The sequence below is a fragment of the Pseudomonas sp. D4002 genome (assembly GCF_013385665.1).
GTDB lineage: Bacteria > Pseudomonadota > Gammaproteobacteria > Pseudomonadales > Pseudomonadaceae > Aquipseudomonas.
The window spans coordinates 109,192-130,570 of record NZ_JACAPN010000024.1 but is presented as its reverse complement, the minus strand read 5'-3'; the positions used below and the strand labels follow the sequence as shown (position 1 = coordinate 130,570).

The 21,379-nt window shown below is 61.4% G+C and carries 18 protein-coding genes; 7 read left to right on the top strand and 11 right to left on the bottom strand.

The annotated features are described in order from the left end of the window. Window positions 1–245 precede the first annotated feature (245 nt). From sutA to glnK, 4 genes are all read right to left on the bottom strand, one after another. On the bottom strand, window positions 246–572 hold the full coding sequence (gene sutA / locus HX824_RS17795; RefSeq protein WP_003208791.1) for a transcriptional regulator SutA: 327 nt from the start codon (window positions 570–572) through the stop codon (window positions 246–248). 103 nt (window positions 573–675) lie between these two features. Then, complete coding sequence (locus HX824_RS17790) at window positions 676–1,101, bottom strand: secondary thiamine-phosphate synthase enzyme YjbQ (protein ID WP_003208787.1); 426 nt, start codon at window positions 1,099–1,101, stop codon at window positions 676–678. 209 nt (window positions 1,102–1,310) lie between these two features. Continuing rightward, window positions 1,311–2,651 carry an ammonium transporter gene (locus HX824_RS17785; RefSeq protein WP_008439352.1) on the bottom strand — a complete coding sequence of 447 codons (1,341 nt, stop codon included), beginning with the start codon at window positions 2,649–2,651 and terminating at the stop codon, window positions 1,311–1,313. A 34-nt stretch (window positions 2,652–2,685) separates the two neighbouring features. Next, window positions 2,686–3,024, bottom strand: coding sequence for a P-II family nitrogen regulator (gene glnK / locus HX824_RS17780; RefSeq protein WP_002555808.1), 339 nt, complete (start codon window positions 3,022–3,024; stop codon window positions 2,686–2,688). A gap of 473 nt (window positions 3,025–3,497) precedes the next feature. Between glnK and HX824_RS17775 the strand changes: the two genes are divergently transcribed. Further along, window positions 3,498–3,707 carry an accessory factor UbiK family protein gene (locus HX824_RS17775; RefSeq protein ID WP_371103568.1) on the top strand — a complete coding sequence of 70 codons (210 nt, stop codon included), beginning with the start codon at window positions 3,498–3,500 and terminating at the stop codon, window positions 3,705–3,707. Window positions 3,708–3,759: 52 nt separating this feature from the next. On the opposite strand, the gene cfa is transcribed toward HX824_RS17775, so the two are convergent. Further along, window positions 3,760–4,842 carry a cyclopropane fatty acyl phospholipid synthase gene (gene cfa / locus HX824_RS17770; protein WP_008439353.1) on the bottom strand — a complete coding sequence of 361 codons (1,083 nt, stop codon included), beginning with the start codon at window positions 4,840–4,842 and terminating at the stop codon, window positions 3,760–3,762. Between the two features lie 263 nt (window positions 4,843–5,105). On the opposite strand from cfa, the gene HX824_RS17765 reads away from it, so the two are divergent. After that, window positions 5,106–6,014: a LysR family transcriptional regulator gene (locus tag HX824_RS17765; RefSeq protein ID WP_003208779.1), complete on the top strand. Its 909-nt coding sequence runs from the start codon at window positions 5,106–5,108 to the stop codon at window positions 6,012–6,014. A gap of 97 nt (window positions 6,015–6,111) precedes the next feature. Then, complete coding sequence (locus tag HX824_RS17760) at window positions 6,112–7,608, top strand: YifB family Mg chelatase-like AAA ATPase (RefSeq protein WP_003208777.1); 1,497 nt, start codon at window positions 6,112–6,114, stop codon at window positions 7,606–7,608. Here the strand turns inward: HX824_RS17760 and HX824_RS17755 are convergent. Beyond that, window positions 7,595–8,179 (bottom strand): TetR/AcrR family transcriptional regulator, encoded by a 585-nt coding sequence (locus HX824_RS17755; protein WP_003208775.1) that lies wholly within the window; start codon window positions 8,177–8,179, stop codon window positions 7,595–7,597. The genes HX824_RS17760 and HX824_RS17755 overlap by 14 nt on opposite strands. 114 nt (window positions 8,180–8,293) lie before the next feature. On the opposite strand from HX824_RS17755, the gene HX824_RS17750 reads away from it, so the two are divergent. Then, complete coding sequence (locus HX824_RS17750; RefSeq protein WP_008439408.1) at window positions 8,294–9,217, top strand: ABC transporter six-transmembrane domain-containing protein; 924 nt, start codon at window positions 8,294–8,296, stop codon at window positions 9,215–9,217. Window positions 9,218–9,334: 117 nt separating this feature from the next. Here the strand turns inward: HX824_RS17750 and HX824_RS17745 are convergent, their stop codons facing one another. Together HX824_RS17745 and HX824_RS17740 are read right to left on the bottom strand one after the other, a co-directional pair. Continuing rightward, window positions 9,335–11,311: a methyl-accepting chemotaxis protein gene (locus HX824_RS17745; protein WP_177054886.1), complete on the bottom strand. Its 1,977-nt coding sequence runs from the start codon at window positions 11,309–11,311 to the stop codon at window positions 9,335–9,337. A 178-nt stretch (window positions 11,312–11,489) separates the two neighbouring features. After that, the gene (locus HX824_RS17740) at window positions 11,490–12,410 is read right to left on the bottom strand and encodes a LysR substrate-binding domain-containing protein (protein ID WP_003208769.1); all 921 of its coding nucleotides are present in this window, start codon (window positions 12,408–12,410) and stop codon (window positions 11,490–11,492) included. Between the two features lie 152 nt (window positions 12,411–12,562). On the opposite strand from HX824_RS17740, the gene HX824_RS17735 reads away from it, so the two are divergent. Then, the gene (locus tag HX824_RS17735) at window positions 12,563–13,966 is read left to right on the top strand and encodes a NorM family multidrug efflux MATE transporter (RefSeq protein ID WP_008439410.1); all 1,404 of its coding nucleotides are present in this window, start codon (window positions 12,563–12,565) and stop codon (window positions 13,964–13,966) included. Window positions 13,967–14,094: 128 nt separating this feature from the next. Here the strand turns inward: HX824_RS17735 and HX824_RS17730 are convergent, their stop codons facing one another. After that, window positions 14,095–15,765 carry a bifunctional diguanylate cyclase/phosphodiesterase gene (locus HX824_RS17730; protein ID WP_008439412.1) on the bottom strand — a complete coding sequence of 557 codons (1,671 nt, stop codon included), beginning with the start codon at window positions 15,763–15,765 and terminating at the stop codon, window positions 14,095–14,097. Window positions 15,766–16,032: 267 nt separating this feature from the next. On the opposite strand from HX824_RS17730, the gene rep reads away from it, so the two are divergent. Both rep and HX824_RS17720 read left to right on the top strand, forming a co-directional pair. After that, window positions 16,033–18,042, top strand: a complete 2,010-nt coding sequence (rep, locus tag HX824_RS17725; RefSeq protein WP_008439414.1) for a DNA helicase Rep — start codon at window positions 16,033–16,035, stop codon at window positions 18,040–18,042. Window positions 18,043–18,099: 57 nt separating this feature from the next. Continuing rightward, window positions 18,100–18,672 carry a xanthine phosphoribosyltransferase gene (locus HX824_RS17720; protein WP_008439415.1) on the top strand — a complete coding sequence of 191 codons (573 nt, stop codon included), beginning with the start codon at window positions 18,100–18,102 and terminating at the stop codon, window positions 18,670–18,672. A 130-nt stretch (window positions 18,673–18,802) separates the two neighbouring features. Here HX824_RS17720 and HX824_RS17715 read toward each other — a convergent pair whose 3' ends face one another. After that, a complete protein-coding gene (locus tag HX824_RS17715) occupies window positions 18,803–20,725 on the bottom strand; it encodes an acetyl-CoA hydrolase/transferase C-terminal domain-containing protein (RefSeq protein ID WP_003208758.1) in 1,923 nt (640 codons plus the stop codon). 135 nt (window positions 20,726–20,860) lie between these two features. After that, the gene (locus tag HX824_RS17710) at window positions 20,861–21,277 is read right to left on the bottom strand and encodes a cytochrome c5 family protein (protein WP_003208757.1); all 417 of its coding nucleotides are present in this window, start codon (window positions 21,275–21,277) and stop codon (window positions 20,861–20,863) included. Window positions 21,278–21,379 lie beyond the last annotated feature (102 nt).

Sequence of the window (21,379 nt, the reverse complement as noted above, 5' to 3'; positions counted from 1 at the left end):
AAGGGCTTTTGTGGCGAGGGAGCTTGCTCCCGCTGGGCTGCGAAGCGGCCCCTGAACCAGCCACGACGGCCTTTCTGAAAGACCGCGTCGACCCAACCAGGGGCCGCTTCGCGCCCCAACGGGAGCAAGCTCCCTCGCCACACACGCTCTTCATCCTTGGATGGGTGTTGGCCCTGACCATTTTGTTTCGCCCATGAAAAAGCCCGCAGCGACGGCGGGCTTTTTCAGCAAGCAAACAGCAGGCCTTAGATAGGCCGGCTGCCGTACTTGTTATCCGGCTTCTTCGGTGGATCTGCCACCACGTTAGCCTCGACTTCCTGCACTTTGCCGCCTTTGGCGAGGAATTCTTCCATCGCCCGGGCCAGCGCATCGCGCTCTTTGTTCTTGGCTTCTACGCTCGGCAACTCGTCAACCGACACTGCAGCCTTGGCCTTGCCCTTGGCTGCCGGGACCGGTGCATCGTCGCCACCGTCGTCGTCAGCCACGTCTTCGGCAGCCGCCTCAAGACCTTCTTCGGTTTCGTCGTCGTCGCCTACTTCGAGGTCGTCGTTTTCCAGATCATCGTCGCTCATGTTCTACCTCATGACTTGCGAAAAGCAGATTAGTTATAGCCCAGCTTCGCCGCCTGTCGACGGCCGCCGGAAAAAAATCAACATCCACCGGTTAACCAGTGGCTTATGCCCCATCACCGTGCAAGGTGGCGAGGACTTTACGAGCACCGCCATGATCACGGTGCTCGCCCAGATAAACACCTTGCCAGGTCCCCATCGCCAAGCGGCCGGCCCTTACCGGCAAACTCAGCTGACAGCCCAGCAGACTGGCCTTGAAGTGCGCCGGCAGATCATCCGGACCCTCGTCGTTGTGTTCATATCCCGCCGTGCCTTGCGGCACCAGCGCATTGAAAAAACGCTCGAAGTCACGGCGAACCGCCGGGTCGGCATTCTCGTTGACCGTCAACGAGGCCGAGGTGTGCTGCAGCCACAAATGCAACAGTCCCACCCGACAGGCCTTCAATTCAGGCAGGCCGGCGAGCAACTCGTCCGTCACCAGATGAAAGCCCCGGGGCTTGGCCCGCAGGGTTATCAGGGTCTGTTGCCACATACAGTTCTCCGCCTATCGGCGCGCATTCTAGCGCGCTCAGGGAAAAAACAAAGTGCCGAATACGCCTACATGCCTGTAAGACATTCGCACACTGAAAAGTGCAGTGCGGATCCCATCACAAAGTCGCAAAAAAACCCATACACCTTTAGCCACAGACAAACCCAAGGCAAAAAAATGCCCGGCAAGCCGGGCATCTTTTTTTCGCGTACTTACAAGTTGTAGCCGCGCTCGTTGTGTTGCGCCAGATCGAGGCCAACCGCCTCTTCTTCTTCGGTCACCCGCAGGCCCATCACCACGTCCAGCACCTTGAGGATGATGTACGTCACGATAGCGGTGTAGATGACGGTGAAGCCGACGCCTTTGGCCTGAACCCAGACCTGTGCGGCAATGTCGGTAGTAGCGGCGTTGAAGCCACCCATCGACGGTGCGGCGAACACGCCGGTCAGGATCGCGCCGAGGATACCGCCGATACCGTGCACGCCGAAGGCGTCCAGGGAGTCGTCGTAGCCCAGTTTGCGTTTCAGGGTAGTGGCGCAGAAGAAGCACACCACACCGGCAGCCAGGCCGATCACCAGGGCGCCCATCGGGCCCACGGTGCCAGCGGCTGGGGTGATTGCCACCAGGCCCGCAACCACACCCGAGGCGATGCCCAGTGCGCTTGGCTTACCGTGGGTGACCCACTCGGCGAACATCCAGCCCAGGGCCGCAGCAGCGGTAGCGATCTGGGTCACCAGCATCGCCATGCCGGCAGTGCCGTTGGCCGCAGCAGCGGAGCCCGCGTTGAAGCCGAACCAGCCGACCCACAGCATCGCCGCGCCCACCAGGGTGTAACCGAGGTTGTGCGGGGCCATTGGGGTGGTTGGGAAGCCTTTACGCTTGCCGAGTACCAGGCACGCTACCAGGCCGGCCACACCGGCGTTGATGTGCACCACGGTGCCGCCTGCGAAGTCCAGCACGCCCCAGTCGCCCAGCAACGAACCCGGACCGCCCCACACCATGTGGGCAATCGGTGCGTAGACCAGGGTGAACCAGACGCCCATGAAGATCAGCATCGCGGAGAACTTCATCCGCTCGGCGAATGCACCGACGATCAGCGCCGGGGTGATGATCGCGAAGGTCATCTGGAAGGTCACGAACACGGCCTCAGGGAACAACGCCGCCGGGCCGGTGATGCTGGCCGGGGTCACACCCGAGAGGAACAGTTTGGACAAGCCTCCCACAAACGAGTTGAGGTTGACGACGCCTGCTTCCATACCGGTGGTGTCGAACGCCATGCTGTAGCCGTACACGAACCACAGGATGGTGATCAGGCCGGTGATGGCAAAGCACTGCATCATCACGGAAAGAATGTTTTTGGAGCGAACCATGCCGCCGTAGAACAGCGCGAGGCCTGGAATGGTCATGAACAGCACCAGCGCGGTGGACGTGAGCATCCACGCGGTGTCGCCGGAATTGAGGACTGGAGCAGGTACTGGGTCCGCCGCCATGGCCAGGGCCGGCATTACGAGGGACAACAGGGCTCCTAGCCCTGCGAATTTACGCAGAGTCATATTGTTTTCTCCTGGGGCGTTGGGGTTTGGCGGCTTAGATTGCGTCGGTATCGGTTTCGCCGGTACGGATGCGAATAGCCTGTTCCAGATTGACCACGAAGATCTTGCCGTCACCGATCTTGCCGGTGTTGGCGGCCTTGGTTATCGCCTCGATAACCCGGTCAAGATCCTTGTCGTCAATGGCGACATCAATCTTCACCTTTGGCAGGAAATCGACCACGTATTCCGCGCCGCGATACAGCTCGGTGTGACCCTTCTGCCGACCGAAGCCTTTGACCTCAGTAACGGTAATGCCCTGCACGCCGATCTCGGACAGTGACTCGCGTACATCGTCCAACTTGAACGGCTTGATGATGGCAGTGACTAGCTTCATGAAAACTCTCTCCCGAATTGGTGGACTTGCCCCAGGAAAACAAACCCGTCTCAAGTCTAAGCGCAGTGCCTGGCTTTGTAACGCTTCGTCGCCCTGGCATTTGCCATTGCGACGCTCGCTAACCACTGGTGACGAAACATGTACCGCTGGTCCGTCGGCGCACTGCATCGTCACAGCGACTGCATCAGTGCATGGGTCATGATCGTCTAAGCAGAAAGCTTGCCAGCTCCGTAAAAATCACTGAAATCAGTCCTTTGTTCGCCTGTGCCCACCTACCGGGCGCCACGACAGCGAAGATACGCACGAAAACGGTGCGCGACCGCCCGTCCTCATGCGCGAAAAGCGTGCGCCGCAGGGGCTGGAAAAGACTATAGACGCTGCGTGATACACTGCCGGCCAACAGATTTTCCGGACTATTTCCCATGCTCGCGCCCAAAGACCTCCTCGACGCCCTGAGCGGCCACGCCTCCCGCCTGTTCAGCAGCGACACGCCGCTGCCACGCAATGAAATTGAAAGCCAGTTCAAGGCGCTGCTGCAAAGCGGTTTCAGCAAGCTGGACCTGGTAAGCCGGGAAGAGTTTGATAGCCAGATGGTGGTGTTGGCGCGCACTCGGGCGCGGTTGGAAAGCCTTGAGGCCAAGGTGGCGGAGCTGGAAGCGCGATTGACGCCTGCCGCCGAATAAGCCGGCCCAACCGGGGCAGGTTTCGCCTGTCCCCGTTAAACCGTTGCAACCCTCAGCTCACCCGCTGATACCCGCCGACAACCCCCTTCTTCGACAATACCCACTGCCACAGCTGGATATCCCGCGCGCGAAACGCCCCTGCACACGACAGCAGGTAGTAGCGCCACATCCGGTAGAAGCGCTGGCCGAAGGTGTCTGCGAAATCCGGCCACGCCAGTTCGAAGTTTTCGCACCAGGCCATCAGCGTCTTGTCGTAGTCGGCGCCAAAGTTGTGCAAATCCTCGGCAACAAATAACCCGTCCATGGCGTCGCCGATCTGCCCGATCGAGGGCAAATCACCGTTGGGAAAGATGTATTTGTCGATCCACGGATCCGGCGTGCTGTTGCGTTGGTTCTTGCCGATAGTGTGTAGCAGGAACAACCCATCGTCTTTCAGGCAGCGGTTGGCGACCTCCATATACGCCCGATGGTTCTTGCGCCCCACATGCTCGAACATGCCGACACTGGCGATATGGTCGAACTGCTCGTCGATATCCCGATAGTCCTGCAGACGAAACTCGATCGGCAGATGTGAATACTTGGCCCGCCCCCACTCCGCCTGCTCCTTGGAGATGGTCACGCCGACACACTCGACCCCATAGTGCTCGGCCGCATGGCTCATGAAACTGCCCCAGCCACAGCCGATATCCAGCACGCGCATGCCCGGCTTGAGCCCCAGTTTTTTACAGATCAGGTCCAGCTTGGCGAACTGCGCCTGCTCCAGGGTGGTGGCATCTTTCCAGTAGCCACAGGTGTAGGTCATGCGCGAGTCGAGCATGCGTGCGTAGAAGTCATTGCCGAGGTCGTAATGTGCTTCGCCGACTTGCCAGGCGCGTTTCTTGTTTTGCAGGTTCAGCCAGCGGGAGCTGAACGCGTGAAACAACAAGGTGGCCGGGTTGGCCTGGTCGATCACGCCGGAGCGCATGAGGCGGTAAAAAAACTCATCCAGTGCCTCGGCGTCCCAGCCGCCATCCATGTAGTCCTCGCCAAGGCCCAGATTGCCCTTGGCCAGGGCGAGATCAAATGTGGCACTGTGGTGCAGTTGCATATCGGCAGCCGATGGCCCGTTGACCTCGATCTGCGCCTGCGCCAGCAACTCCTTAACGAAGCGCGCTCCCTGAGACATCTCATCAGAACCGGAAAAAGAATGACGCGTTTTGTTAAGCACAGTTGCTCTCCAGAAATAGCGTTGCCTTTGATTCATACACTGCGAGAAATCTGGCCATGGAAGCGTCTGGCAAGGCCCTTAAGGCGTCATGGAAGCGCTGGCTGGGAACAGATGTAACAAATCTTATCCAGCCATTTTTTAAAGATATAATGAATTAATATTATGAAAACCATGCAAAATTGGAATGCAAGATGGACATTCGGGCGCTCCGTTATTTCGTAGAAGTCGTCGACCAGCAGAGCTTTACCAAAGCCGCTGTGAAGCTGCACCTGACCCAGCCAACAGTCAGCAAGATGGTGCAGCAATTGGAGTCGAGCCTTGGCCTGAAGCTGCTCGACCGCATGGGAAAACGCTTCACCCTGACGGACGCCGGGGAAATTGTGCTCAAGCGCGCCAAGGAAATGATCGCGCTGCACGATGAAATGACGGTAGAGCTGCAAGACTTGCAGCATGTCGGGCGCGGCGCCCTGCGCATGGGGCTTTCGCCCTCTACCCACCTCGCACTGGCGCCGATTTTTGCGGAGTATCACGCCCGTTACCCGAAGATCGAACTGAAACTGTTCGAAAGCGGCGGCAATATCACCATCCAGGATCTGCGCCAGGGCACGCTGGAGTTCGGCACCATCCTTGACTCGCCGCGCGTGGCGGATATCTGGTCCGAATTCGAATCCATGCCCTTGTTCGAATCGCCACTGTGCCTGCTCGCGCCCCATGACTCGCCCTGGCAAGGCCGCAGCTCGGTGGAGTTGAGCGAACTGCAAGCCTGCGAATTCATCTTTTACGATGACACCTTCACCCTGAACCAATTCGTACTTGATGCCTGTGCACAAGCCGGTTTTGAGCCGCGGATCAGTGGCCGCAGCAGCCAATGGGACTTTATCGCCTCCCTGGTACGACTGGGCGTGGGCATCACCCTGCTGCCCCGGGCATTCTGCGAAACCCTTGATGCGAGCCAGTTCAGCATCGCGGAAATACAGTCGCCGGCCCTGAACTGGAGGCTGATGCTGGCGTGGCGTCGGCAGTGCAAGTTGTCGTTTGCGGCGCAGGCGTGGTTGACGCTGGCGAAAGAGTTTCTGTGTGTGCCGCCGTCGGACCGCTAGCGCGATACGTTCTGTAAAACCTCGCCGCCGCGCGTCGCCATCACTCAACTACCCTTGAAAAACCGCAGGAAGCGGCCACTCATTTCAAGGAACCAGCATGTCCCTCGCCATCGTCCACAGCCGCGCCCAGATAGGCGTCGAAGCGCCCGCCGTCACTGTCGAGGTGCACATGGCCAACGGCTTGCCGTCGCTGACGCTGGTGGGCCTGCCGGAAACCGCCGTCAAGGAAAGCAAAGACCGCGTGCGCAGCGCCATTCTCAATTCTGCGCTGCAATACCCGTCCCGTCGCATCACCCTCAACCTCGCGCCCGCCGACCTCCCCAAGGACGGCGGGCGTTTTGATTTGGCGATTGCCCTGGGGATTCTCGCCGCCAGCGTGCAGGTACCCGCGCTGACCCTCGATAACGTGGAATGCCTGGGCGAGTTGGCGCTGTCCGGTGAGGTGCGGCCGGTGAAAGGTGTGTTGCCGGCAGCCCTGGCGGCGCGCAAGGTCGGGCGCACCTTGATCGTGCCGCGGGCCAATGCCGAGGAAGCCTGCCTGGCTTCGGGGTTGAAGGTGATTGCCGTGGATCATCTGCTGCAAGTGGTGGCGCACCTGAACGGTCACGTGCCGATCGAGCCCTTCGTTTCCAGTGGCCTGATGTACTTGAACAAACCCTACCCGGACCTGAGTGAAGTGCAGGGCCAACTGGCAGCCAAGCGTGCGCTGTTGATCGCTGCGGCGGGCGCCCACAACCTGTTGCTCAGCGGGCCACCGGGCACCGGCAAGACCTTGCTCGCCAGCCGTCTACCAGGGTTGTTGCCGCCCTTGAGTGAACAGGAAGCGCTGGAGGTGGCGGCGATTCAATCGGTGGTCAGCCTGGCGCCGCTGAGCCATTGGCCACACCGGCCATTTCGCCAGCCGCATCATTCGGCATCCGGCCCGGCGCTGGTGGGCGGCGGCTCGAAACCGCAGCCGGGGGAAATAACCCTGGCCCATCACGGTGTGTTGTTTCTCGACGAGTTGCCGGAGTTTGATCGCAAGGTCCTGGAGGTGCTACGTGAGCCGCTGGAGTCCGGGCATATCGTGATTTCCCGCGCTCGCGACCGGGTGCGTTTCCCGGCGCGCTTTCAGTTGGTGGCGGCAATGAACCCCTGCCCTTGCGGCTATGTGGGCGAGCCCAGTGGGCGCTGTCGCTGCACGCCGGAGCAGATTCAGCGCTATCGCAACAAACTCTCGGGGCCGCTGCTGGACCGGATTGACCTGCACGTGACCGTCGCCCGGGAAAGCACCGCGCTGAACCCGGGCATACAGTCCGGTGATGATACCGCCAGCGCCTCCGTCCTCGTCGCCGATGCCCGGGACCGCCAACAACGGCGCCAGGGCTGCGCCAATGCGTTTCTCGACCTGCCGGGGCTACGCCAGCACTGCAAACTGGAAAAGGCTGATGAAGGCTGGCTGGAAAGCGCCTGCGAACGGCTGACGCTGTCGTTGCGGGCGGCCCATCGCCTGCTCAAGGTCGCCCGCACCCTGGCCGACCTGGAACAAGTGGAAGCCATCGCACGCCATCATCTGGCGGAGGCCTTGCAGTACCGCCCTGCTAGCGCGTCCTAGGCAACGCCAGAAGCAGCCCCGCCACTTCCATCACCTCATCCATCACCGCTTCAGCTGACTCAACGGAGGGTTTGAGCAACAAGTCATCGGCATAGCCCATCGCTACGGCAAAGAGTTGTCGCGCAGCGCGCTTGGGCGACTCACAGCGGAACACTTTGGCCGCCACACCTTGCTCGATGATCTCGGCGAGCATGGCTTGCCATTGGGCGTTGATCACCAGGTAGGCCTGGGCCAATGGCTCGTCATGCATGGCTTCGTCCCAGGCATCCAGCCATAGCGCCCAACCGGCGTCTGCCGTGGAGGGCAGGCAGTCACGCAGGAAACCTTCGAGGGCTTCCAATGGTGGCAGATCCACCAGCGGCGCCCTCACCTCGTCCAGTTGCTCGTTGGCGAACCGCACGAACGCTTCGCGGCGCAGCTCTTTCCAGTCGCTGAAGTAGTGATAGACGTGGCTGCGGGACAGCCCGGCATGCTCCGCCAGGTCGCGGGTGGAAACATCGGCAAACCCTTTGCTGCGAAACAGCTCCAGGGCGGCGGCGATGATCTGGTCTTTACGGTCGATACGCGACATGAGGCTTTTCCTTCAGGCACCGGCAGATCGACGGCGCTTGCTTTTTGAGCGGTCGCTCAAGGATACTTGAGCAGTCGCTCAATAATAGCGTTTATCTCACTCTCGGTGCACCCCATGTCATCCGTAACACCCCAGATCCTGATCGAAGAAAGCAAAAAGATCGGGCAACAATCCGCCAGCCAAACCCTTAAGGCGATCGCCAAGGCCTATCCCGGCAAGTTGTTCTGCACCTTGTCGCTGGTGGCCCTGGAGAACGCATTGCTGCTGGCCTACCCACTGTTTGCGGGGTTCGCGGTGGACTCGATCATCCGCGGCGATGCCGGCAGCGCGCTGTTCTACGCCGCCGTGGTGCTGGCGTTCTGGGTGGTCGGGGCGGCGCGACGGGCGCTGGATACACGCACCTTCACCCGTATCTACGCGGACCTTGCGGTGCCGGTGATTCTCAACCAGCGTCTGCAAAACCACAGCACTTCCCGGGCGGCAGCGCGGGTGGTGCTGGCGCGGGACTTTGTCGACTTCTTCGAAAAACACGTGCCGATCATCGCGACGGCGCTGGTTTCCATCGTCGGTGCGGCAGTGATGCTGTTGGTGATCGAGCCGTGGATAGGCCTGGCGTGCCTGACCGCGCTGGTGCTGTGCACAACTTTGTTGCCACGTTTCGCCCGGCGCAATCAGGAACTGCATGAGCGCTTGAATGACCGCCTGGAAAAGGAAATCGGCCTGGTGGAAAAGGTCGGCGCACAGACCTTGCAGCGCCACTACCAGGTGCTGTCACGCCTGCGCATCTGGCTGTCGGACCGCGAGGCCGCAGCGTTCCTGTTTATCGGTACGCTGGCGGCACTGCTGTTTGTGGTTGCCATCAGCCAGCTGGCGCTGTCGCCAGCGGTCAAGGCCGGCCACGTGTATGCGGTGATGACTTACCTGTGGACCTTTGTCAGCAGCCTGGATGAAGCGCCAGGGATGGTCGACCAACTGGCGCGACTCAAGGACATTGGCAAGCGTGTGGACCCGGGGCTGGGCGACCGATCCGACGTTTGACGCGTCGGGTCGGCCGTCATCGCGGGCAAGCCCGGCTCCCACAGTGGACCGCGTACTCCAGAACAACACGGTCAACTGTGGGAGCGGGCTTGCCCGCGATGAGGCCCGAACAGTCAATCAACGAAACCGGTCAACCTCATGCCGCAAGCCCGCCGCCAGGGTCTCCAGTTCCTTGGCGGTGATCGCAAGGTTGGACACCACTTCACGCTGCTCGCTGTTGGCCAGGGCGATGCTCTGCAAGTTGCTGCTCAGCAGGGTCGCCGTGCTGCTCTGCTCCTGGGTCGCCGTGGTAATGGCCGCAAACTGCTGGCCCGCCGAGCGGCTTTGCTCGTCGATCCGCGCCAGCGCAGAGGCGACGTCAGCGTTGCGAGCCAGGCCTTCCTGCATCAGCACGTTGCCTTGCTCCATGGTGCTGATGGCGTTGCCGGTTTCCTGCTGGATACTCTGGATCATCCCGGAAATTTCATCCGTGGCCTGACGAGTACGCGACGCGAGGTTGCGCACTTCATCCGCCACCACCGCAAACCCACGCCCTTGCTCACCGGCCCGCGCGGCTTCGATGGCGGCGTTGAGCGCCAACAGGTTGGTCTGCTCGGCAATGGCGGTGATCACCCCGACGATCCCGCCGATTTCCTGGGAGCGCTGGCCCAAGGTATTGATCACCGTGGCCGTGCTGTTCAGCGCGGTGGCGATGTGTTCCAGGGACGACGACGCTTCCTGCATCGAGGTGCGGCCAATCTTGGTTTGCTGGGCGTTGTCCTGGGCCAGGCGTTCGGTGTTGCCCATGTTGTCGGCAATATTCAGCGAGGTGGCGCTGAACTCTTCCACCGCGCCGGCCATGCTGGTGATCTCGCCGGACTGTTGCTCCATGCCTTCGTACGCACCGCCGGACAACCCCGACAGTGCCTGGGCGCGGCTGTTCACGTCTTCAGCCGCCTTGCGGATATGCGACACCATGGTCGACAGCGCTTCGCCCATCTGGTTGAAACTGCGGGCTAGTTGGCCGATTTCATCATGGCTGGAAACGTTCAGCCGTGCGCTCAAATCACCGGCGCCCAGGGCTTCGGCCTGACGCACCAGGTCGCCCAATGGCTGCAACTTGCTGCGCAGCAACCAGACCGCCGCGCCCACCGCCAGCAGCATCGCGAGCAAGCTGCCGATCGCCAGGCGAATCCCCACCGACCAGGTCACCGCGCGAATTTCGGCTTTCGGCATGCTCGCCACCACCGACCACGGGCCGCCTTCAAACGGCACGGCAACGCTGTAGAAGTCTTCGTTCTTGTCGCTCCAGAAACGGCCTTTTCCAGGTTTGGCGGCCAGGTCGAGCATCACCGGAATCGACTGATCCAGCGCCTGCACGCCAGCGGGCGGTACCAGCCAGTGCTTCTGTTCGTCCAGCAGCGCCAGGGAACCGGTCTGGCCGATGCGGAAACGCTTGAGGTTGTCGAACTGGGCGTTCTGCGCATCGGTGTAGTCGAAGCCGACAAACAGCACCGCAATCACTTTGCCGCTGGCGTCCCGCACCGGGCTGTACTGGGTCATGTAGGAGCGATCGAACAATACCGCACGGCCAACGTAGCCCTGCCCGCCCAGCAAGCGTTGATAGGCCGGATGCTGGTGATCCAGCGCCGTACCGATGGCGCGGCTGCCATCCTGCTTGGTCAGGGAGGTGCTGACGCGGATAAAGTCCTCGCCGCTGCGTACGAACAAGGTCGCCACGCCGCCGGACATCTGCTTGAACTCATCGACTTCACCGAAGTTGTTGTTGAGCACTTCCTCGCCCAGGTACAGGCCCGGCGTCTGCACGCCCGCCACCGTCACCGGTTGCTCAGGGCGCGTACTCAAGCCGGCGCTGAAGCGCTTTTCAAACAGCCCGCTCAAACGCTGGGTACTTTCGCGCAAGGTGCTGTGGAAGGTATTGAGTTGGTCGGCCAGCAAGCGGGCCTCGCTGGCCAGGTGCTCCTCGCGGGTGTCGAGGTTGGCGGAATCCAGCGAACGCAACGCGAATACCGTGCTGCCGCTGATGACGACAGCCAGTATCACGGCGAGGGCAAGCCCCAGTTGAGAGGCAATCCGGGCGCGAGGTTGAGACATGAAGGCTCCTGGCCGAGGCCAGGATCATCCTGATCTCATAGCGCTGCTCGGCAAAATTCTAATAGGGGAAACGTTGCAGAACGGTAGTTCCAACAACCCTACTTCGGCGGGCAGGCTCAATACTTGAGCGAATCACAGGGGTATCGCGCAAACGATTGCTGGCCGGTGCGCAATCCACTCAGTCGAGGCGCTCGACCTGGGGCAATTCCATGGCCTGCACTTCGCCCTGGAGAAAGTCACCCAGCCGTCGCAAACGCTCGCCACCCGGCCGGGTCTTCGGCCACACCAGATAGTAATTTTCCCCACTGGCCACAGCGGTGGGCCATGGCAGGCTCAGGCGGCCCTGGGCCACGTCTTCGGCCACCATCAGCAAGTCGCCCATGGACACGCCGTACCCTCGGGCAGCGGCGATCATGCCCAACTCCAAGGTGTCGAACACCTGCCCGCCCTTGAGCGAAACCTGGGATGACAGCCCCATGCGCTCCAGCCAGTTGCGCCAGTCACGCCGGTCCGGCGTCGGGTGCAGCAGTTCGGCAGAGGCCAGGCGTGCAACGTCCCAGGGTCCGTCGCTCAACAGGTTCGGCGCGCCCACCGGAATCAGCAACTCCGGAAACAGGTAGCTGGCTTCCCAGTCCGGCGGGAAATGCCCGTTGCTCAACAACACCGCGCAATCGAATGGTTCCTGGTTGAAATCCACCTCATCAACGCTCATCCAGGCGCTGGTCAGTTGCACTTCATTGCCCGGCTGCAGGTGCCGGAAGCGACTGAGCCGCGCCAGCAGCCAGCGCATGGTCAGGGTGGACGGCGCCTTCATGCGCAGGATGTCGTCCTCGGCATTCAAGGTATGGCAGGCGCGCTCCAGGGCCGCAAAGCCTTCACGCACGCCCGGCAGCAACAGGCGCGCTGCCTCGGTGAGTTGCAAGGTGCGGCCGCTGCGCTGGAACAGGCGGCAGGCGAAATGCTCTTCCAGGGTACGAATGTGCCGGCTCACCGCACTTTGGGTGATCGACAACTCTTCCGCCGCCCGGGTGAACGAGTTGTAGCGGGACGCAGCTTCAAACGCGCGCAAGGCGTAAAGAGGAGGAAGACGACGAGACATGGCGAAAACTCCGACGGCGCAATATCGAAACCCTACCAGAATCATTCAGGCATGAGTTTTAATCATGCGAACCATCGGATTTATCCCTTTGTGCAATGCGCTGTGAGCGCCGAGAATCAACCCTTCCACCCTTCCCTGACTTTTTGAGCGTGATGATCATGCAGCATCCGGCACGTACCGAACTCTGGGCCATTCTGCGGCTGTCAGGGCCGCTGATTGCCTCACAGTTGGCCCACATGCTGATGGTGCTGACCGACACCCTGATGATGGCCCGCCTGAGCCCCGAGGCCCTGGCCGGCGGCGGCCTGGGGGCGGCGAGCTATTCGTTCGTGTCGATTTTCTGCATCGGCGTGATCGCTGCCGTGGGCACGCTGGTCGCGATCCGCCAGGGCGCCGGCGACATCGAAGGCGCCACCCGCCTGACCCAGGCCGGGCTGTGGCTGGCCTGGTTGATGGCGCTGGTGGCTGGTTTGCTGCTGTGGAACCTCAAGCCAGTGCTGCTGATGTTCGGCCAGACCGAAACCAACGTCGCGTCCGCCGGCCAGTTCCTGACCATCCTGCCGTTCGCCCTGCCCGGCTACCTGACGTTCATGGCGCTACGCGGCTTCACCAGCGCTATCGGCAAGGCCACGCCGGTGATGGTGATCAGCCTGGGCGGCACGGTGATCAACTACCTGCTCAACCACGCGTTGATCGAAGGCATGTTCGGCCTGCCGAAACTCGGGCTGGTGGGCATTGGCCTGGTCACCGCCATCGTTGCCAACTGCATGGCCCTGGCGCTGATCTGGTACATCAAATACAACCGTGCCTACGACGCGTATCCGCTGCGCAAGGGTCTGCTGCGGCCCAACCTGCATTACCTGCGGGAACTGTGGCGCCTGGGCCTGCCGATTGGTGGCACCTATGCGGTGGAAGTCGGGCTGTTTGCGTTCGCCGCGCTGTGCATGGGCACCATGGGCAGTACGCAATTGGCTGCGCACCAGATCGCCCTGCAGATCGTGTCGGTGGCGTTCATGGTGCCGGCGGGCATGTCGTACGCGATCACCATGCGTATCGGCCAGCATTATGGTGCTGGGCAGTTGCTGGAAGCGCGGCTGGCCGGGCGAGTTGGCATAGGCTTTGGCGCAGTGGTGATGCTGGGCTTTGCAGCGGTGCTGTGGTTGTTCTCGCACCAACTGATCAGCCTGTTCCTCGACCAGCATGACCCGGCGTTTCGCGACGTGATCAACCTCGCCGTCAGCCTGCTGGCGGTGGCCGCATGGTTTGAGCTGTTCGACGGCGTGCAGACCATCGCCATGGGCTGCATTCGCGGACTCAAGGATGCCAAGACCACCTTCCTGGTCGGGCTGGGCTGCTACTGGCTGATCGGCGCACCGGCCGCATGGTTGATGGCGTTCAATCTCGGCTGGGGGCCGACGGGCGTTTGGTGGGGCCTGGCCCTGGGCCTGGCGTGCGCGGCAGTCAGCCTGACCTGGGCGTTTGAACGGAAGATGAAGCGGATGATTCGCCAGGAGCCTGAAACCCACCAAGGATTTCAAGCCGCGCAGCCGGAGTAACGGCTGTACTCGGTCAAATGTGGGAGCGGGCTTGCTCGCGAATGCGGTGGGTCAGCCATGAATTGGTTGGCTGAAATACCGCATTCGCGAGCAAGCCCGCTCCCACATTTTTGATCGGGTTCACAACATCAGATCACGCCGCCCACCAGTTCCTGGCTGTCACCAAACGTCAGGTAGTCCACCAGTTCCGCCAACGGCAACGGCTTGCTGATCAGGTAACCCTGGGCCTGATCGCAGCCGAACAACCGCAGCAACGCCAGTTGCTCGGCGGTTTCCACGCCCTCGGCGACCACTTCCAGGTTCAGGTTATGAGCCAGGTTGATCATGGCGTGCACCAGCTTGCGATTCTCTTCGCGCTCTTCCATGCCGCCGACAAAGCTCTTGTCGATCTTCAGCAAGGCAATCGGCAGGCTGTTGAGGTGCACGAACGACGAAAAGCCGGTGCCAAAGTCATCCAGGGAAAAGCGCACACCCAGGCGGCCCAGCGCATCCATGGTCTGCTTGACCAGGTCGCTGCGGCGCATCACGGCGGTTTCCGTCAGCTCAAATTCCAGCCACTGGGCTTCCACGCCGCGCTCGGCAATCAGCCGGCTGAGGGTGCTGAGCAGTTGGCTGTCCTGAAACTGGCGGAACGACAGGTTGACCGCCATGTGCAACGGCGCAATCCCGCGTTCGCGCAGGTCCTGCATGTCGCGCAGGGCCCGGGAAATCACCCAGTAGCCCAGCGGCACGATCAAGCCGCTCTGCTCGGCCAGCGGCACGAACTCGCTCGGCGGCAACAGGCCGCGCTCACCGTGGCGCCAGCGCACCAGTGCTTCCAGGCCGACGATATGCCCATCGTCGAGGTCCAGGCGGGGCTGGTAATGCAGTTCCAGTTCGTCACGGCGCAACGCCCGGCGCAGTTCGCTCTCAAGGTCGGCGAGGCTGCGGGCATTGCGGTTGATGCGTTCGTTGAAGATATGAAAGGTGCAGCCCTGGGTGCTTTTGGCTTGCTGCATGGCGATGTGAGCGTGCCACATCAACGGGTCGGCGCCAGCCTTGGCGCGGGCATGGGCCACGCCGAGGCTGCAACCGATCAGCAGGCTTTCGCCATCGACCCAATAGGGTTCGGCCATGGCTTCGACGATGCGCTCGGCCATCCATTCGGCGCGCTGGGGCGCACGGCGGGTGTCGATCAGCAGGGCAAATTCGTCGCTGCCCAGGCGCGCCAGTTGATCGCCGGCCTCCAGCTGGCTCTTGAGCCGCGAGACCACTTGCAGGATCAGCCGGTCGCCGGCCTGGTGGCCGAGGGCGTCGTTGGCGTGACGGAAGTTGTCCAGGTCGAGGTGGCCGAGGGCAACGCCACGGCCTTCGTTTTCCGCCAGGCGGGCGGTCAGCAGGGTCTGGAAGCCCTGGCGGTTGGCGATACCGGTCAGCGGGTCCTGTTCGGCCAGGCGTTGCAGGGTGTTTTCCAGCACACCGCGCTCGCGCACATGCCGCAGGCAACGGCGCAATGTATCGACATCCAATGCATTCAGGATCAGCCAGTCGCTGACGCCGAGGGGCGAAACCAGGGGTTCCTCTTCCAACAGCAATACCGTTGGCAAGCTGCAGCGACCGGGGCCGGGCTGAAGGTTGGCCGTGGTCAACAGCACCGCGCTGTGATCGTCGTCGAACAGGTTGCTCACAGACTCCCAGTTTGGCGCGCTGATCAGCACAGCTCCGTCGCCCATCGGCGCCAGGCACTCGCGCAATAACGCTGCCCACGCTGGCTCATCGGCCAGTAGCAGCAAACGCAAGGGTTCGACAGGCGTAGACAAGCTAGCTCCCTAGACTCTGCAAAATTTCGTTGGCGGCGGGCATTATGACGTGCGCCCCGATAATGACCAATGATATGGGTTATCAAATGCGCACTGTGCAGCTCTAGACCGAACAATAGTCCTAAATACCCTGCACATCCTGCGGCAAAGTAACAAAACCGGCAAATTTAGATCGAGTGGTACGTCACACTGTCGTTCAGAGGCAGCAGAATCTTGCCAGCCTGTTAAAATGCCCGCCCTTTTGATCAATGACCTCCTGAATTTCGTATGTCCCGACTCAATCCCCGGCAGCAAGAAGCCGTGAACTACGTCGGCGGCCCTCTATTGGTGCTCGCCGGTGCCGGTTCCGGCAAGACCAGCGTGATCACCCGCAAGATCGCGCACCTGATCCAGAGCTGTGGCATCCGTGCCCAGTACATCGTCGCCATGACCTTTACCAACAAGGCGGCGCGGGAAATGAAAGAGCGCGTCGGCACCCTGCTCAAGGGTGGCGAAGGCCGTGGCCTCACCGTGTGTACCTTCCACAACCTGGGGCTGAACATCATCCGCAAGGAACACGTGCGGTTGGGCTACAAGCCGGGCTTCTCGATCTTTGACGAGACAGACGTCAAGGCGCTGATGACCGACATCATGCAGAAGGAATACGCGGGCGACGACGGCGTCGACGAGATCAAGAACATGATCGGCTCGTGGAAAAACGACCTGATCCTGCCCGCCGAAGCCCTGGAAGCTGCGCGCAACCCCAAGGAGCAGACTGCCGCCATTGTCTACACCCACTACCAGCGCACGCTCAAGGCGTTCAACGCGGTGGACTTCGACGACCTGATCCTGCTGCCGGTGAAGCTGTTCCAGGAACATGCCGACATCCTCGAAAAGTGGCAGAACAAAGTCCGCTACCTGCTGGTGGACGAATACCAGGACACCAACGCCAGCCAATACCTGCTGGTGAAGCTGCTGATCGGCAAGCGCAACCAGTTCACCGTGGTGGGCGATGACGACCAGTCGATCTACGCCTGGCGCGGCGCCCGCCCGGAAAACCTGATGCTGCTCAAGGACGACTACCCGTCCCTGAAAGTGGTGATGCTGGAGCAGAACTACCGCTCCACCAGCCGCATCCTGCGTTGCGCCAACGTGCTGATCTCCAACAACCCCCACGAGTTTGAAAAGCAACTGTGGAGCGAGATGGGCCACGGCGACGAGATCCGCGTGATCCGCTGCCGCAACGAAGACGCCGAAGCCGAGCGCGTGGCCGTCGAACTGCTCACGCTGCACCTGCGCACCGACCGGCCCTACAGCGATTTCGCGATCCTGTACCGCGGCAACTACCAGGCCAAGCTGATCGAGCTGAAGCTGCAGCACCACCAGATTCCTTATCGCCTGTCGGGCGGCAACAGCTTTTTCGGACGCCAGGAAGTGAAAGACCTGATGGCCTACTTCCGGCTGATCGTGAACCCGGACGACGACAACGCCTTCCTGCGGGTGATCAACGTCCCACGCCGGGAAATCGGTTCGACTACCCTGGAAAAGCTCGGCAACTACGCCACCGAACGCAAGATCTCGATGTACGCCGCCACCGACGAAATCGGCCTGGGCGAGCACCTCGACACTCGTTTCACCGACCGCCTGGCGCGCTTCAAGCGCTTCATGGACAAGGTGCGCGAGCAGTGCGCCGGCGAAGACCCGATCAGCGCCCTGCGCAGCATGGTCATGGACATCGACTACGAGAACTGGCTGCGCACCAACAGCTCCAGCGACAAGGCTGCCGATTACCGCATGGGCAACGTGTGGTTCCTGATCGAGGCGTTGAAAAACACCCTGGAGAAGGACGAAGAAGGCGAGATGACCGTCGAGGACGCCATCGGCAAGCTTGTGCTGCGGGACATGCTTGAACGCCAGCAGGAAGAGGAAGACGGCGCCGAAGGCGTGCAGATGATGACCTTGCATGCGTCCAAGGGCCTGGAATTCCCCTACGTGTTCATCATGGGCATGGAAGAGGAAATCCTCCCGCACCGCTCCAGCATCGAAGCCGACACCATCGAGGAAGAACGGCGCCTGGCCTACGTGGGCATTACCCGCGCGCGTCAGACATTGGCCTTCACCTTTGCCGCCAAGCGCAAGCAGTACGGCGAGATCATCGATTGTGCCCCCAGCCGGTTCCTCGACGAACTGCCGCCGGACGACCTGGCCTGGGAAGGCAACGACGACACACCGACCGAAGTCAAAGCCGTTCGCGGCAACACCGCCCTGGCGGATATACGCGCGATGTTAAAGCGCTAGAATCGACTACTTTTTAATCTACTTTCGGCGCGTGTTGCGCCAACAGAGGAAGCTTTCGTGGAAGCACTGCACAAGAAAATTCGCGAAGAAGGCATCGTGCTTTCCGATCAGGTACTCAAGGTCGACGCCTTTCTGAACCACCAGATCGACCCGGCGCTGATGAAACTGATCGGTGACGAGTTTGCTGCGTTGTTCAAGGATTCGGGGATCACCAAGATCGTCACCATCGAAGCCTCGGGCATTGCACCGGCGATCATGACCGGCCTGAACCTCGGCGTACCGGTGATTTTCGCGCGCAAGCAACAGTCCCTGACCCTGACCGAAAACCTGCTGTCGGCGACGGTGTATTCCTTCACCAAGAAAACCGAAAGCACCGTGGCGATTTCCCCGCGCCACCTGACCAGCAGCGACCGCGTGCTGATCATTGACGACTTCCTGGCCAACGGTAAGGCGTCCCAGGCGCTGATCTCGATCATCAAACAGGCCGGCGCGACCGTTGCAGGTTTGGGGATTGTGATCGAGAAGTCGTTCCAGGGTGGCCGTGCGGAGCTGGATGCCCAGGGTTACCGGGTTGAGTCGCTGGCGCGGGTGCAGTCGTTGGCGGGTGGGGTTGTGACCTTTATCGAGTAATCGGTGCGGGCACGGTTAAACATGTGGGAGCGGGCTTGCTCGCGAAAGCGGTGTGTCAGTCACCGGATAGGTCGACTGATCCACCGCTTTCGCGAGCAAGCCCGCTCCCACATTTGATCTCCTGTGTTTGTTAGTGCGCGGTAGCTTGTAGGCCCGCTAGCAACAGGCGCTGATACAAGTCCTCCTTCAACCCCTCCGGCTTATCCAGTCGCATCCGTACCAAATGCTCGGGAAACGCTTCCGGCTCCGGTGCATCCAGCGCTGCCTTGCCCAGCTCCAGAATCTCCGTCAGCTTGAATTTGCTCTTGAGCCAGTTCAACGCACGCAACAAATCCCGCTCTTCATCCGTGAAGTCACTGCCCAGCGGATACTCCGGGAACAGCCGTGGATGCCGCGCCTGAATCCCCTGCAGACGCTCCGGCGTGTTGTCGGCAAACCGCGGATCCAGCTGGAAATCCTTCGGCAACTTCCCGGCCTTTTGCGCCTGCTCGATCAAATCTTCCTGGAACCGTGAGTCGGTGATATTCAGCAGCGCCTCGATCACCCTGGCATCAGTCTGCCCGCGTAAATCCGCGATGCCGTATTCGGTGATGACGATGTCTCGCAGGTGCCGGGGAATCGTGCAGTGCCCGTATTCCCAGACGATATTGGAACTGACCTCGCCGCCCGATTCGCGCCAGCTGCGCAGGATCAGGATCGAGCGCGCGCCTTCCAGCGCATGGCCCTGGGCGACAAAGTTGTATTGCCCGCCAACACCGCTGAGCACGCGGCCGTCTTCCAACTGGTCGGCCACGCCCGCGCCCAACAGGGTCACGGTAAACGCGCTGTTGATGAAGCGCGCATCCAGGCGCTGCAAACGCTTGAGTTCTTCCTGGCCGTACAGCTCGTTGATGTAGCTGATGCGGGTCATGTTGAATTCCAGGCGCTTGCTCTGCGGCAAGTCCCGCAAACGCTCGTAAAAGCTACGAGGCCCGAGGAAGAAGCCGCCATGCACCGAGATGCCGTCGGTCTGTGCCGCTTCGTCCAGGGTGCCGGCGTTGGCCCGCTCCTGGGTCGCGACGTCCGGGTATACCTTGCGCCGCACAATCCCGGCATCGGCCAGCACCAGCAGGCCGTTGACGAACATTTCGCTGCAACCGTACAGCCCACGGGCGAAAGGCGCGACGCCGCCTTCGTGGCTGATCAGCGGTGCCCATTGGTACACATCCAGGTCGGTAAGCAACAGGCGATACGCCTCGTTATCGGCCTGGCGCGCCAGCAAGGCCGCAGTCAGTGCATCGCCCATGGAGCCGATGCCGATCTGCAGGGTGCCGCCGTCGCGCACCAGGGTGCTGGCGTGCAAACCGATAAAGTGATCCTGGAAACCCACCGGCATGTTCGGGGTGGAGAACAGCGTGGTGCTGTCCTTCTCGTCGATCAGGAAGTCGAACTCATCCATGCCCAGCTCGGCGTCACCGGGCATGTAGGGCAAATCACTGTGAACCTGGCCCACCACCAGGATGGTTTCACCGGCCTCGCGGCGCTTGGCGATCATCGGCAACAGGTCGAGGGTGATGTCGGGGTTGCAGCTCAGGCTCAGGCGATCCGGATGTTCGGCGCTGCTGGCCACCAATTGCGCGACGAGGTTCAGGCCGGCGGCATTGATATCACGGGCAGCGTGGCTGTAGTTGCTGCTGACGTAATCCTGCTGCGCCGAAAGGCTGTGAAGCAAACTGCCGGGCTGCATGAAGAACTGCTGCACGTGAATGTTCGACGGCAGGCTGTCCTTGCGCAGTGCGGCGAGGAAGTCCAGCTCGGGATAGTCACCGAAGACCCGTTCGATAAAGGGCTCGAGAAAGCGCTTCTGCAAACCATCGCCCAAGGTAGGGCGACCCAGGGCCAGGGCTGTGTAGATGGTCAGCGCCCGGTCCGGCAACTTGGCGATACGCCGGTACAGCGCGTTGACGAACAGGTTGGGTTTGCCCAGGCCCAGGGGCATGCCCATGTGAATATGCGCCGGCAGCCGTGCCAGTACGTCGTCGACTGCTTGCTCGATTGAACACAACTGCACCATCCGACTTCTCCCGAACATTCCATGAATTGGGGTTGGACCGAGCTTGCCGGGTCTTTGCTGCAAAGAACAGCCTCAAAAGGCAAATCGCGGGCACAAAAAAGCCGCTGGTCAGCGGCTCTTTTGGCGAAGATCGGTTTATTTCAGCCCCGACATCTTCTCGATCGCGCCTTTAAGCTCGGCATCCGAGCAATCGGCGCAGGTGCCTTTTGGCGGCATGGCGTTCAGACCGGTAATGGCCTTGGCCAGCAGGCCATCGAGGCCACCCTGATGGTCCGCGCGGTCTTTCCAGGCGGCGGTGTCACCGATTTTCGGTGCGCCCAACAGGCCGGTACCGTGGCAAGCGTTGCAGTGCTTGGCGATTACGTCATCCGGCGATTTCGCACCGCCGCCGCCGCCCGCAGCCACTGCCACTTCCATCCCCTTGCACTCTTGCCCCTGGACGCACACCTGGCCTACAGGCTCCAGGCGCTTGGCAATTTCATCATTGGTCGCAGCTTGAGCGCTGACAGCCCATAGGGCCAGTACGGTTGCTGGTGCAGCCAGCATTTTCATAATTAGGTTCACGCGTTCACCCTCAATGGTGGCTATTCACGCCTGCGGCCACGGTTTCGCAGGCGGCGAAAGTATAACGGTTAGCCCGCCCCGCCGAAACAA